The organism is Anaerotignum faecicola (assembly GCA_024460105.1).
Lineage (GTDB): Bacteria > Bacillota > Clostridia > Lachnospirales > Anaerotignaceae > JANFXS01.
Genome location: JANFXS010000007.1, coordinates 1 through 13,825, shown reverse-complemented (window position 1 = coordinate 13,825; position 13,825 = coordinate 1). Strand labels below are relative to the sequence as shown.

At 41.6% G+C, this 13,825-nt stretch carries 11 protein-coding genes; all 11 read right to left on the bottom strand.

The annotated features are described in order from the left end of the window. Positions 1-294 precede the first annotated feature (294 nt). A complete protein-coding gene (locus tag NE664_11170; GenBank protein ID MCQ4727202.1) occupies positions 295-1,470 on the bottom strand; it encodes an FAD-binding oxidoreductase in 1,176 nt (391 codons plus the stop codon). After that, positions 1,467-1,793 (bottom strand): (2Fe-2S)-binding protein, encoded by a 327-nt coding sequence (locus NE664_11165; GenBank protein MCQ4727201.1) that lies wholly within the window; start codon positions 1,791-1,793, stop codon positions 1,467-1,469. The genes NE664_11170 and NE664_11165 overlap by 4 nt, the downstream gene beginning before the upstream one ends. Then, on the bottom strand, positions 1,793-3,379 hold the full coding sequence (locus tag NE664_11160) for an FAD-dependent oxidoreductase (protein ID MCQ4727200.1): 1,587 nt from the start codon (positions 3,377-3,379) through the stop codon (positions 1,793-1,795). The genes NE664_11165 and NE664_11160 overlap by 1 nt, the downstream gene beginning before the upstream one ends. Further along, positions 3,376-3,693: a (2Fe-2S)-binding protein gene (locus NE664_11155; GenBank protein MCQ4727199.1), complete on the bottom strand. Its 318-nt coding sequence runs from the start codon at positions 3,691-3,693 to the stop codon at positions 3,376-3,378. Before NE664_11155 ends, NE664_11160 begins: the two co-directional genes overlap by 4 nt. A gap of 30 nt (positions 3,694-3,723) precedes the next feature. After that, positions 3,724-4,674, bottom strand: a complete 951-nt coding sequence (locus NE664_11150; protein ID MCQ4727198.1) for an ATP-binding cassette domain-containing protein — start codon at positions 4,672-4,674, stop codon at positions 3,724-3,726. 34 nt (positions 4,675-4,708) lie between these two features. After that, positions 4,709-5,677, bottom strand: coding sequence for an ABC transporter ATP-binding protein (locus NE664_11145; GenBank protein MCQ4727197.1), 969 nt, complete (start codon positions 5,675-5,677; stop codon positions 4,709-4,711). A 15-nt stretch (positions 5,678-5,692) separates the two neighbouring features. Continuing rightward, positions 5,693-6,595 carry an ABC transporter permease gene (locus NE664_11140; GenBank protein MCQ4727196.1) on the bottom strand — a complete coding sequence of 301 codons (903 nt, stop codon included), beginning with the start codon at positions 6,593-6,595 and terminating at the stop codon, positions 5,693-5,695. 14 nt (positions 6,596-6,609) lie between these two features. After that, a complete protein-coding gene (locus NE664_11135) occupies positions 6,610-7,539 on the bottom strand; it encodes an ABC transporter permease (GenBank protein ID MCQ4727195.1) in 930 nt (309 codons plus the stop codon). 165 nt (positions 7,540-7,704) lie between these two features. Next, positions 7,705-9,405, bottom strand: a complete 1,701-nt coding sequence (locus NE664_11130; protein ID MCQ4727194.1) for an ABC transporter substrate-binding protein — start codon at positions 9,403-9,405, stop codon at positions 7,705-7,707. A gap of 939 nt (positions 9,406-10,344) precedes the next feature. After that, positions 10,345-13,482 (bottom strand): DEAD/DEAH box helicase family protein, encoded by a 3,138-nt coding sequence (locus tag NE664_11125; protein MCQ4727193.1) that lies wholly within the window; start codon positions 13,480-13,482, stop codon positions 10,345-10,347. Positions 13,483-13,502: 20 nt separating this feature from the next. Beyond that, the coding region (locus NE664_11120; GenBank protein ID MCQ4727192.1) for a site-specific DNA-methyltransferase at positions 13,503-13,825 on the bottom strand (323 nt) is incomplete at its 5' end.

Here is a 13,825-nt window from a genome sequence, read left to right as displayed (position 1 = left end):
AAAATTACAAATTAACGATACCGAACTTAAAATTCTATGCATTAAAAAAGCGACGCTGTCTGTTCACAGCGTCGCTTCCTGCCGTTTTTTATGTTAAAATATGCAAATCGCCTTTCAGAAACCCTGTCAATTTTACAGTCAAAAATAAACTATATGACCATGAAATACAATAAAACTTGATTTCATAAAAAACATTTCAGCGCTTTCTTTTAAAAATACTTTATCTTCATAATTCTCAACGGCAAACTACCGTCACAGCCATATTATGATAAATCATAAAAAGCTAAGGCATTTTTACCTTATCAAAGCCCCTCCTCCGGAAGCATATTGATATCTCGGCTGTTTGTTCAGATAATCAAACCTGTCAAAATGGAGTTTGGATATATCAACCGGCGACGGTTTATCACACGCCATATCAGCTAAACAATATCCGACCGCAGGCCCAATTCCGAATCCATGTCCCGATGATCCGATTACAGTCAAAAGCCCAGGCACCTCCTCAACAGAACCGACAACAGGCACACCGTCCAGATTTATATCAACCCATCCCGACCATGCTCTTACCACTTTAAGCCCTTTTAATATAGGTAAATCTACACCCAAAGAATTGCATATAAAAGATGCTGTTACTGCTGTTGATATAGGTTTATCCTGCTCAAAAAAACAGTATTCCCTTCCGCTTGGGCTTCCGAAAACAAAGGACCCGTGCTCCGTCTGCTGCCCATAAAAACCTGACATTCCTCCAATCATGAAGTCAAAAAGTTTCTCTGTCGGTTCGGTTACAATCATTTCATTCAGCTTTTTCTGAAGTGGCACTGAAATTCCGACAGTTTCAAGCAGCTGCCTGCCATGGTATCCGGCCGCTACAATAATCTTATCCCCCTCGTATATGTTGCCGTTTTTGGTTATCACCTGACGTGCATGGCCTTTAACTTTATTTATTCCAACAGCCTTTTCTCCCGTGATAAAGACCGCGCCTTTCTCACGTGCCCTGATATAATAAGCCAAAGTAGTCCTCATAGGATTGGCCACGCCGTCGGAAGGCGTCCATCCTGCACAGGTTACATGTTCTGAAACATAAGGGCATATATCCTTAACTTCATCGCCGCATTTCATCTCCATATCAACCCCGAAAGATGCAGCTGTTTCAATTCTTGATGAAATGCTTTTATAATGCTCTTCATTATATCCGCAAACCAAATATCCTGTCTGCCTGTATTCTATATCAAACCCTAATTCTTCTGAAATGTATGGCCAAATATGTTTTACAGCATACGCTGCTAAACCGAATTCCCTGGGATCACGTCCAGACTGACGCACTCCTCCTCCATTTCTGCTCGATCCACCGTTTCCTATCATATCCTCATCAAGCACAATGCAGCTTACGCCGTTTTTTCTTAAATAATATGCCGCTGAGTTTCCTACAATTCCGGCGCCGACTATAATAACATCCGCATTTAAATTGTTCATAGCTTCTCCACCTCGTTCCCAAACACGCCCATTTCAATAGGGCGTACGGGCGGCCTTGCTGTGGCTTCATCCAGAAATGATGCGGAAATGCCCAGTTCATCGGCAATAATATTTTTAACATTTTTTGAACAGGTCTGCCCCTGGCACAGACCCATCCCCGGCCTTAACATACGCTTTACTTCATTCATAGTCCAAAGCCCCATATGCACCGCCATTCGTATTTCACCTTTAGTTATTTCCTCACACCTGCATATAATTATGTTATCATCTTTCCTCGGAACAAATGGTCCTATATCCTTTGAACGATCTATATAACCGGACATCATCCTTCACCCCCGTTTCCTTTATAAAATCGGGCACGGCCGGACATATCAGAAGGCACTTTTATTGTCAAAAGCGCAGTATGATCAAACGCCTTACCCGTTCTTACAAGAACAACCTCAGCCTGGCAAACAGTCTTGCCGCTTCTGTCAAGCGCAACGCCTCTCTCGCCTGTCGCCGGAAGCGGAATAAACTCATAAGGTATAGTAATATAGGCAAATCCCGGTTCAGCATCATTATCTATAAGAAAAATGGCTTGGCCCGGGCAGGCAGCAACGCACATACCGCAATTTATGCAATTACAATTCTCCTTAACTGACGGTATTCTTGTTATGTCATCCCCAACGCTTATATATCCAAATTTGCACGCATCCTGACATGGGTTGCAAGGTATATTCTGTGTACACTCAATTACGGGATGTACGCCCGCTTCACTGCTTTCAGCTGCTCCCGGATATAACTTTATTTCATCCTCAGAAATATATCCTTTCTTCATTAAACTGATTGACAGCGGATATCCCTCGTCTGTGCTGGTTAAATCCGTCCTGCCTTTGTTTTCACGGCAAAACATGCCCTTCCTTAATTTCATCAAGGATTTTTGCTGGTATTCATAACGTTTCTCAAATTCTCCGACAGAAATAAATCCGCTTCTTTTAGCCGCTGAAAGCGCTGCTATACGCCCCTCTATCATGGCTGAACTGGCTTCTTCAATGCCCGATACATCTCCGGCCGCAAAAAGGCCGGAAACCGATGTATGACCGTAAATATCACATTTCGGCGCAAGAGTGGCATTGTTAATGTCGCATCCGGCCATCCTTGCAAGCTGGCTCATAGGCGAAAGCCCTACAGCAAGGCATACGGTGTCCACTTCAAGTTCCTTTTCCGTACCTTTCACAACTTTAAACCTACTGTCTACCTGCGCTATAGTAACTTTCTCAACCTTACCGCTTCCTTCGGCTTTAACAATAGTATGGGAAAGCAAGAACGGCACTCCTGTTCTTGCTACCTTTGCGGCATGGACGCCATAACCGCCTATTCTTGAAGCCGAATCGATTACCGCTTCAACCATGCATCCGGCCTGAAGCAACTGGAAACTTACTACTAACCCTACGTTTCCCGAACCTACCATAAGTATTCTTTTGCCGGGCATCACTCCATGAAGGTTCATCATTGTTTGCGCAGCGCCGGCTCCTATAACGCCCGGTAAAGTCCATCCTTCAAACGGCGCTGCATTCTCCGACGCACCTGTCGCCAAAATTATATTGTCTGCCGAAAAGCTGCTTATCCCACCTTCTTCGGATACAGTAATTCGCAAAGGGTTATAAATTCCCATTACAACTGAATTTAAATGTACGTCAACTCCTAAGCGGTCTGCATCATCCAAAAGCCGGTATCCTATATTAAATCCCCTCATCTTGGCTTTATGCTCTTTCGAACCGAAAAATTTGTGTATTTGTTTAAACAACTGGCCCCCTGGCCTTGAGTTCTCATCAAATATACCGACTGACATGCCGTGCTCGGCGGCTTCTATAGCTGCCGACAGGCCAGCCGGCCCGGCGCCGACAACAATCAGATCATATCTTCTCATTTATGATTCCTCCCTGCGCCCGTTCCATACTGCGTTTCAACAACCATTCCTTCCTCCAGCATTGTTACACATGTTCTTACATTAGGTTTGCCGTTAACAATCATAACGCAGTCCGTACATCTTCCTATAGCGCAGAAAATTCCCCTTGGCTGGCCAAGCTTTTTAGTATAGCGATGTATCTTCATTCCGGCCGCGCTTAGTGCAGCGGCAATGGGTTCCCCTTCATACCCTTCAAATTCCTTGCCGTCACAAAAAAATTTTACCTTTTTCCCTTTGTTGTAAGAATCAATAATTGGATGCTTTTCGATCCTCATAGCAATCCTTCTTTCTTTTACTAACCCCTGTTAAGAAAATTCAATACAAGATACAAAATGGTTTGGGCTTATTTCTTTCAGCCCTAAATTCGTTCCAATACATTCTGGCCTTGCCTTAGGGCACCTTGCGGCGAACCGACAGCCGGGTTTGGGGTTAATCGGACTTGTCACTTCGCCCGTAAGGACATTATGCATATTCCTGTATTTTAAATTCGGTACAGGTATGGCGCTCAACAATGCTTTTGTATATGGATGCACCGGATTATCGAAAAGTTCATCCGCAGGCGCTTTTTCCACACACTGTCCGAGATACATAACGGCTATTTCCGTGCTTATATGCTTTACCACGCTGAGATCATGTGTTATAAACATATATGTAAGGCCGAGTTTTTCCTGAAGATCCATAAGAAGGTTAAGCACCTGAGCCTGAATGGAAACATCAAGCGCCGAAACAGGCTCGTCGCATACAATAAACTTAGGCTCCAGAGCCAGCGCACGCGCCACACCAATCCTTTGGCGGCGTCCGCCGTCAAGTTCATGAGGGAAAGCATTAACAAGACGTTCTGCCAATCCAACCTGTTTCATTAAATCAAATACACGTTCCTCAAGTTCTTTTTTTCCCGTAACCATTTTACATACTTTCAAAGGTTCCGCTATAATTTCGCTGACCGACATACGAGGGTTTAAAGAAGCATATGGATCTTGGAATATTATCTGCAAATCCTTGCGCATCTCATCTACCTGCTTTTTATCATAGCGCATTATGTTGTCGCCATTAAAAAGCACCTCGCCTTCAGTAGCGTCCAATAAACGTATCATAACGCGTCCCAATGTAGATTTTCCACATCCGGATTCTCCTACGACTCCCAAAGTCTGCCCTTTAAATATTTTAAAGTTTACATCATCAACTGCATGCAGCAGGCCGCGTCTTGTTTTAAAATATTTTTTCAGCCCCTTTGTTTCGATTAATGGCATTTCCATATTGAAAACCTCCCTTTCTCTTTAACCGTTTCCATTACTTGCCGAATAAGTGGCATTTTATCATATGGGCGCCATTTAAAGTTTCGGAAGGCTCTTTTTCCTTACAAACCTCCATACAGTGAGGACACCTTGGATTAAACTTGCAGCCCTTGGGCAAATTTGAAGGATCTGGCATCATACCGTCGATAGGATTAAGGCGTGGAGCCTTGCTTGTTAAATCAGGTATTGAACCAAAAAGCCCTACTGTATAAGGGTGATGTTTTTCTCCCTCGAATATGTCCTCAACAGTCCCGTTTTCAATAATTTCACCGGCGTACATAACCGCCACATGGTCACATGTTTGGGCAACGATCCCTAAATCATGCGTTACAAGTATCATTGCGGTATTTAGTTTTTCTTTTAAATCTTTCATCATTTCAAGCACTTGTGCCTGTATAGTAACATCCAAGGCAGTTGTCGGCTCATCGGCAAGTATAAGGTTAGGTTCGCAAGCAAGCGCCATTGCAATAACTATCCTCTGTTTCATACCTCCTGAAAACTGATGCGGGAATTCTCCTTTTCTTTCACATGGCAAACCTACCATTGTAAACATCTCGTCAACCCTTTGTTCAACGTCTGCCTTGTTTAATTTAGGATTATGAAGCTGTATTACTTCCGCAATCTGCTCCCCTACGGTATAAACAGGATTTAAACTGGTCATAGGATCTTGAAAAATCATAGAAACTTCATTTCCTCGTATGGCCCGCATTTCAGGCTCAGATTTGTTCATCAATGATTCGCCGTTAAGAAAAATATCCCCACTTGTAACCTCTCCTATCTTTTGAGGGAGAAGGCGCATAATACTAAGGCATGTCGTCGTCTTTCCCGCGCCTGTTTCGCCTACAAATCCCAGCGTTTCGCCTTTATCAATGCTTAAATTAACATTGTTAACAGCAAATACATCGTCGTCATCCGTATGGTATTCAACACTTAAATTTTTAATTTCAAGTAATTTCTCTCCCATATTAATATCCTCCCGTCAGTTTTTCATTTTAGGGTCTAAAGCATCCCTCAGCCCGTCACCAACAAGGGTAAGCGATGTAACCGTTAAAACAATGGCAATGCCCGGAGCCATTACCAGATAAGGGTAATTCATAAGCTGTGATTTAGCCTCCGAAAGCATGGCTCCCCATTCAGGCTCAGGCGGGTTAATTCCAAGCCCTATAAAACTCATGCTGGCTACGGAAATAATAGTTCTTGCAACTGTTAAACTTGCCTGAACTAAAATTGGCCCTATCGCATTGGGAAGTATGTACCTGAAAATTATACGGGCGTTAGTTGTGCCATATGCTCTTGCCGCCTCAATATAATCCTGGGTTTTAAGAGTAAGTACCGACGAACGTACAATACGTGTCATTTTCGGTATCTGCTCTATGCTCAACGCCAAAAGAAGGTTCTGGATACCCCCTCCTAAGGCCGCTACTATGGTAATAGCAAGCATTGTTCCGGGAATCGCAAGAAGTATATCCATAAAACGCATGATTATATTATCTATGGGCCCGCCGAAAAACCCTGCCAAAGCTCCCAAAACAGCGCCTATAATTAAAGAAATAACAACTACTACTACGCCTACGAACATAGAAATTCTTGCACCCCAAAATACGCGTGAAAATATGTCGCGCCCAAATTGATCTGTGCCAAATATATGTTCAACGCTTGGACCTTGGTATCGCTCAGATATTGTCTGGGTGATAACGTCCGCTTCATAATCTATGTAAAGTGGAGCCGTAATTGCCAGACACAACATGACAGCAAATAAAATCAGTCCTATCATTGCTAATTTATTTTTCTTAAACCTGCGCCAAATCATGGCTATCTGGCTTCTTTTCTTATATTGATGAATAGCGGTTTCCATTGCCGGAGTTCCCGTTGCTGCATTCATACTACATCCCTCCTTTATTTACTGTACTCAGCCTTAATCCTTGGGTCAATATAAGCATACAATATATCTGTCACAAGATTAATAATTGCCGAAAGCAAAGCTACAAACAATACCGACGCCATAAGCAAAGGCGTGTCTTTTGCACGAACTGCACCAATCATCAAAGTTCCTATTCCCGGTATTGCAAAAATCTGCTCCACTATAATTGTTCCCCCAAGCTGCCACCCAAGGTTAATACCAATAAGGGTAACAACAGGAAGGAGGGCATTTTTTAATGCATGTTTAAACACAACTGTTTTTTCAGGCGCGCCTTTCGCCCTTGCTGTACGTATATAATCGCTCCTTATTACTTCAAGCATAGAAGAACGCGTCATACGTATAGTATTGGCAGTATAGTTTATGGATGCCGTTATAGCCGGCAAAACAAAATTATACCAATGACTCGCACCGGAAGCGGGGAACAATTTTATCTTTACAGAAAATACAATAATTAAAATAAGTCCTATCCAGAAATCAGGCATGGAAGTTAACAGCAGCGTTCCTGCCGATATAATATTATCAGACATTGAATATTGCCGGACCGCTTGGAAAATCCCAAGCCCAATTCCAAATATAACAGAAAGTAAAATAGCAGATGAAGCAAGTTTGAGAGTATTAGGAAATCTTGCAAAAACTTCATTAAAAACAGGCTCTTTGGAACGGTAGCTTTCACCAAAATCACCCGTAAGCGCACCGCTTAACCAATCTACATATCCTTCCCAGAAACCCTTATCAGTGCCAAGTTCTGCCCTTTTCATTTCTATGGCTTCTTCCGTTGCTCCCGGGCCGAGCATTAACTGTGCGGGATCCCCCGGGGTTAACGTCATAATGGAATAAAGTATAAATGAAATTCCAAGCATAACAGGTATCAGCATCAATAATCGTTTAATGATATATCTATGCATAATCCACTCTCCTTCCTATACACAAACGGGGTTACAGTTTGCTTTTACCGTAACCCCATCTAACTGTAAATATGTGCTTTTTAAAATGGTCAGGCATGTTAGTTTTCATATCAAAATAAGATACGTTTAACCATGCCTGACGGCAAAATATTTGTTAACAAACCACTATTCTGCCTCCGGCTGGTAAGTATAGTCAGATACATAATAGAATGAACCTGAGTTAGCCGTTACACCGCCGACCTGAGCTGAAGCCACGATTGAGTTTGTACTTGTCAAAATAGGAATATACCAAGCGTTCGCATCATTTAATGCTGAAAGCTCACCGTAAAGGGCATATCTTTCTTCACTATCAGAAGATTTCCTTGCGGTTTCAACTATCCTGTCAGCTTCCTCGTCTACAACATTAGCCATGTTTGTCTGTCCTGTTGTATTTGCATATTGGCTATGGAATAATTTATAAACAATGTTGTCGGCATCCGGATATGAAGCGCCTATAAATGAATATGACATCTCAAAGTTCCTGTTTGAAAGATCCGTATCAAACGCGCCCCTTTCCATAATTGTAAGTTCAGCATTGATGCCGCCTCTTCTGAGCTGTTCCTGGATAACCTGCGCAGGCCTTGAATAATAGTTTGCTTCAGGGCAAATGAACTTAATTGTTATTCCGTCCGGATATCCTGCTTCAGCCAAAAGCGCTTTAGCTCCTTCAGGGTCTGTTGCCGTAGCTTTGAAATCTTCCTGATAACCGAATATGCCCGGAGTGATCGGACATTCTGTTGCCCATCCAAGACCATCCTGGCCTCCGTCTATAATTTCCTGCCTGTCAATACACATAGCAATTGCTTTACGAACCCTTTCGTCACTGAGAAGTTCGCTTTCTGTGTTAAGCGTAAGGAAATAGAAACCTGAGCTCTGCGTAGCCATTACGTTAATATCAGGATTATCAACCATACGAACCATATCGGCGCTGTCGCTTCCATATAATAAATCGGCGTCCCCCGATTCAAGCGAAACCGCGGCCGTTGTTGTATCTGTTATAAAGTTGTATGTAAGGTTTTTAATAGGAACATCCCCGCCGTTCCATTCCTCAAAAGCTTCGAGCGTTATGCTGGAACCGTTTATCCACTCAACAAACTTATAAGCGCCCGTACCCATAGGATTGCGCCCGAAGTTTGTGCCATTAGCTTCACACTCTTCAACATATTTCTGGCTTACAACAGCAAAGTTAGGATTTGTTAATATGTTTAAAACAGGGCCGTAAGCATATTTTAAATTAAGTGTAACATGGGTATCGTCGACAACAACGGCATCCGCCATCATTTCAGATATATCGGCATTCGTTGCAAGGCCGATAGCCCTGTTAAGGGAGTAAGCAACGTCATCGGCTGTCATCGTATCTCCATTATGGAATTTTACCCCCTCTTTAATTTTAAAAGTTACCTGTGTGTTGTCTTCATTGAATTCCCAGCTTTCCGCGAGCATAGGCTGAAGCTGAGTCCTGTCCATAGGGGTTTCCCTTACGAGGGTTTCATAAATTTGTGTGGCGACAACGCGGAAGTTTGAGTCCGATGAAGCAAGCCCGCCGGGTTCTAAAGACGTAGGTTCTATAACGCTTATAAATGTCAAATCATCGCGATCCGCACCCTCGCCGTTTGCTACGGTAACAGTCCCCATCCTTGCCGTGGCGTTTGCCATAAGTTTCTCGCCTTCGCTTTGTGCGCTTGAAGCTTCCCCGCTGCCGTTTGCGGCATTGTCAGGCTCCGAACCTGCCGAATCGGAACCGCTTGAAGATCCGCCGCAGCCGCTTAACAAAAGTATTGCAGACATAAAGACGCTGATTCCCACTATTGCAAACTTCTTTTTCATAATTTTTCCTCCTTTTTTTAACATGCAGAACTTGCGCATGCCATTATATCTTAGAGCCGTGCAACGTATATGCGGCCAGCTCTTAAACACACATACATTAAATCAATTTAGATTCCCAACCCGGTTTGCATAGTCTAAATTCATTATTTCTCATAATTTATGTAGTTGTAAAAGCGACTTTTATATTGATCATAATTATAAAGTATATAGTTAGCATAGAGTCAATATCAATTTATATATAATGCACTATTTTTTTAATAAAATAATAAAAAAATTATTTAAAATAAAAATATTAAAACTGTATTAGATTGTATTTAACAATTTTTTAATAAAAATGTATGCCAAAACACTTTATTTTTTTACTTTTTGAAACATACTTATATCAATATAAAATCAAATTTATTTTAGTATTATTCATAAGTAATTATTATATTTTCATTATCCAAATAAATATAAAAATCCAAATATGTCACTATAAGTAAATATTTTCTAATACAAAATTACAGAAACAGCCTTATTTTTTCAAGAAAATAAATATTATAAAACTCCAAAATCCCAAAAAATAAAATCGCAAATTGTGAAACAGCTGTTTAAAGCTAAATAAAATTTTATGACTGAACATATCTAACAGCCATTTCCGCACATGATTTTTAAATACAGTATATGGAAATATTTAAACAAAAAACTATAGCAACCGATAAATATCGAAATTAAAGAGATATATTTTCAATTCATAAAAAAATTTATCGACAGCCAATCATTATTTCATAAATATCAAAACACGCGTTATGTAATGTAAACTTACAAAATATGTCTAAGCATCTTAATAAATTTATCCGACGATCATTCGGAAATATTTAACGAACTTAAAAAATAAATATTATAAATTCCAAAATAAAAAACCTCAAAAAAATTGAGGTTTTTATACATAAAACTATTTTATTCAACACTTTTTGTCTTGAACTTGCTCCAGTTGTCAGCTTTTTGAAATACCACGCCATTATCAAGCGCCTTAAAATGCTCCTGCCCGCAATGAATTTTCAGTTTTTCCCTGTCCCGCAAATCTAAATTTATTGTGCTTCCTTTTGTTTCCAAAACAAAATACAGCTTCTGTTCCCCGTTTTTTTCAAGCATAACGGCCCAGTCCGGATTATACATGCCCAGCGGCGTTCTTATTTTAAACTTTGACGGTATTTTGAAAAACATTTTAACTTCCGGATCGTTGTCAAGAGCGACGGCCATTGGCCTTTCGACCGTTTCGCTGTCATACGTCACATAATTATAAACGCTCCGCTCCACTGCCACGGCGTTCTTGTCAAGGTTTGCCAAAAGTTCCCCGCTGTCAAATATTTCCTGTATATAGTATTCTTCCCCCGCAAGTTTATGGTATTTAATTCCCGCTATGCTTAATTTATAGCTGACGTCGTTTATGCAGTCGATAACATTTTCTATAAACAGATTTGGATTATTATAAAACTCGCCGCACCTTTCGCAGCCTAAAATAATATCCCTGCATGTCCTTCTATTTATAACGCACGCCTCGCAAACGGAATCTATAATATTGGGGAGAAAAACCGCGTCATAGTTTAAAGCGGTTGTCTTGACACTTTTCTCATTGTATCCTATGCCCTGCCTGTTGACGGAAATATCGGCCGCCGCCGAAACTATGTGGGCTTTCGGTATCTTAGGCATATTGTTTATGCTGTCTATGCAGAGACGTTTAAACTCATTCTCGTCTATTTTAATCCTATATGTTGTTTTATATTTGAGCTTGTCCCAAAGTTCTAAAAATTCCGGCGAAATAATTACGTCCTTTTTCAGCTTCACAACAACGTCTTTGGACGCGTCCCTGATAATAACCTTTTTGTCCGCTTTCCTGATAGCCTCCGTCAGTTTTTCCTTAGCCGCCTCAAACCTTTTCGGCAGATCCAAAGTATTGTTTTTTAAGGCTTCCTTCATTGTGTCTTTTATTTTTCCGGTTTTGGTTATATAGCCTTTTTCCTCTAAATGTTCCACAAGGCTTTTTGCCGTTTCATAGGTAATAGATTTTTCCTCTGTTTTCTCGCGGACAAAACTTTTTCCCGCCAACGCCGTTATCGGCTCCGACATTTTAGCCATATTTTCCATAACGGGCATAACTTCTTTTATTTCTTCCGGAACTCTCTCGTCCGTAAGTTTTTTATCGGCGTCTGCAGCTATTAAGCCGTTATCGTCCAAAAGGCCCTTTTCTCTATAAAACGATATAACTTTCTCGGCATGATTATGGTCGATAACTTTTTCTTCCGATATTGTTTCCGTGTATGTAATCCCGTTAAAAAGGCTTATATTGATAACGCCGAATTTAATTCCCGTATCTTCCTCGTATTCCTTCTGAAGCCTGTCGGCAAACTCGCCTACGCTTTCATTTCCCACAACGTGAAGAATATTGACGTCCCTGTCCGTAATCCTGTCGCCGTTTTTATTTACGCAAAGGCGCATGCCGCGTCCTATCTTCTGGCGGCATGTGAACATCGACTTTTGGTCTATAAGAGCGCATACCTGAAATACGTTAGGGTTGTCCCAGCCTTCCCTGAGGGCCGAGTGGGAAAATATAAACCGCAAAGGACATTCAAAACTTAACAGCCATTCTTTATCCCGCATGATTGCGTTATAAGTGTCAGCATCGTCGTTTGTGTCCCCTCTTGTGTTTTTAAGCCGCCCTTTTTTGTCCTGTGAAAAATATCCGCCATGCACTTTGTCCACGGGAAAAGGGAATTTTCCTTTCAGGGATTTAAATCTCGGCTGATTGATTAATTCGTCATACAGTTCCTCAAATATGCCGGCATAAACTCCTTTCCCGTTTTCCTCTCCTCTGTAATTGGCAACTTTGTCAATAAAAAATAATGAGAGTACCTTTATTCCCTTTTCGTAATACATTAATTCCTTTTGCAGATGAGTTTCTATGGTTCGGCGTATCTGTTCTCTTTTAATAAGCAGATCGTCAACCCCTCCTATAGCCTGACCCAGTTTCACAATTTCGGCGTTGTCGAATTCAATGGACTCAAAGCCTTTTGTGCAGTCTATTCCCGCGACGACGTATCCGTTATAAATCTCCCTGTTCCCGGAAAGAACAAACAAATCGTCGTTAGGCTTAACAGTCACGGACTTACGCTCGGCTTTTCCGGCTTTGTTCAGCTTGTCAATCTCAACTTTGGCTTTAAACCCGTTGGAGTTGTCTACTGACAAAAGCCGTATATACGCTTCGCTGGCGTCGGCCCCGGCCTGAGCAGATATTACGCTTATCTGCTTTACAATGCCCATTTCAAAGGCATCCACCGGCGTCAGGCGGTAAATAAGATTTGTTGTATCCCTGAATGTGGCCGAATATCGGAACGTACACAAAGGATTTAAAGCGGCAAGCGCGTCTTTTGCCTTTTCCGTATGATCTACGCTTTGCGGCTCATCTATAATAAGCACCGGCCTTGTGCCCCGTATAAACTCCATTGCGCTCTCGCCGTTAAGCCTGTCCTGCGCTTGGTTTATGATATTTTCGGCTTTTTTAAAAGCGTCTATATTTATAATCATTATTTCGATATTGCCTGATGTGGCGAACTGGCGCACGTCTGAAAGACGTTGGGAATTATAAATAAAATACCTGACAGGCGCTCTGTTATATTCCAGGCCGAAATGTTCCTCGGATATCTGCAAAAACTTATAGTCCCCCTCCCTGACGGATATGGACGGAACAACAATGATAAACTTCGTGAACCCATAAAGCTTGTTAAGCTCGAAAACCGTTCTCGCGAAAACATACGTTTTTCCGGCGCCCGTTTCCATTTCTATCGAAAACTGCATATCGTCTATATCGTCAGTCAGCGGAAGATTGTTTCTCTTCTGCACTTCGTGAAGGTTTTCCAAAAGTTTCTCCCTGCTTATGGAAATATGGTTCCTTATGCCCAAATCTGTTTCATGAAGGCTGACTTGGTTTTCTTTTATAACGGAAAACGTACCGTTAGTTTTTTCCTGCCCCTTAAACAAATCAGCCGCCGCCGAAACCGCCGCCATTTGAAAATCCTGTTTTGTAAACTTCAGTTTCATTATATCACCTAAAATCCTTATCAGAAAAACTTTATATCAATGCCGGTATCCCTCAACGCTTCTTTGGCGTTTTTCACCGCGCTTGTATCGGCGAAACACTTTTCTCCAAACACTATATGCGCCGGCGCGTACTGCGCCATTTCTTCCACGTCCTCAAAACCGACGTTCTCAAAAAGGCATATAAGTATTGTTTCGTTATCTATCGAGTATACCTCCCGGCCGTTTATATCTATTGTTTCTACTTTAGCCGTAAGGGGAAAACCGGTTTTAAGAATTATCTCATACACTACGTCAAGCCGCGTTCTTCCCGGCTTCACACCTTCAAGAAATTCGTCTATCCTTT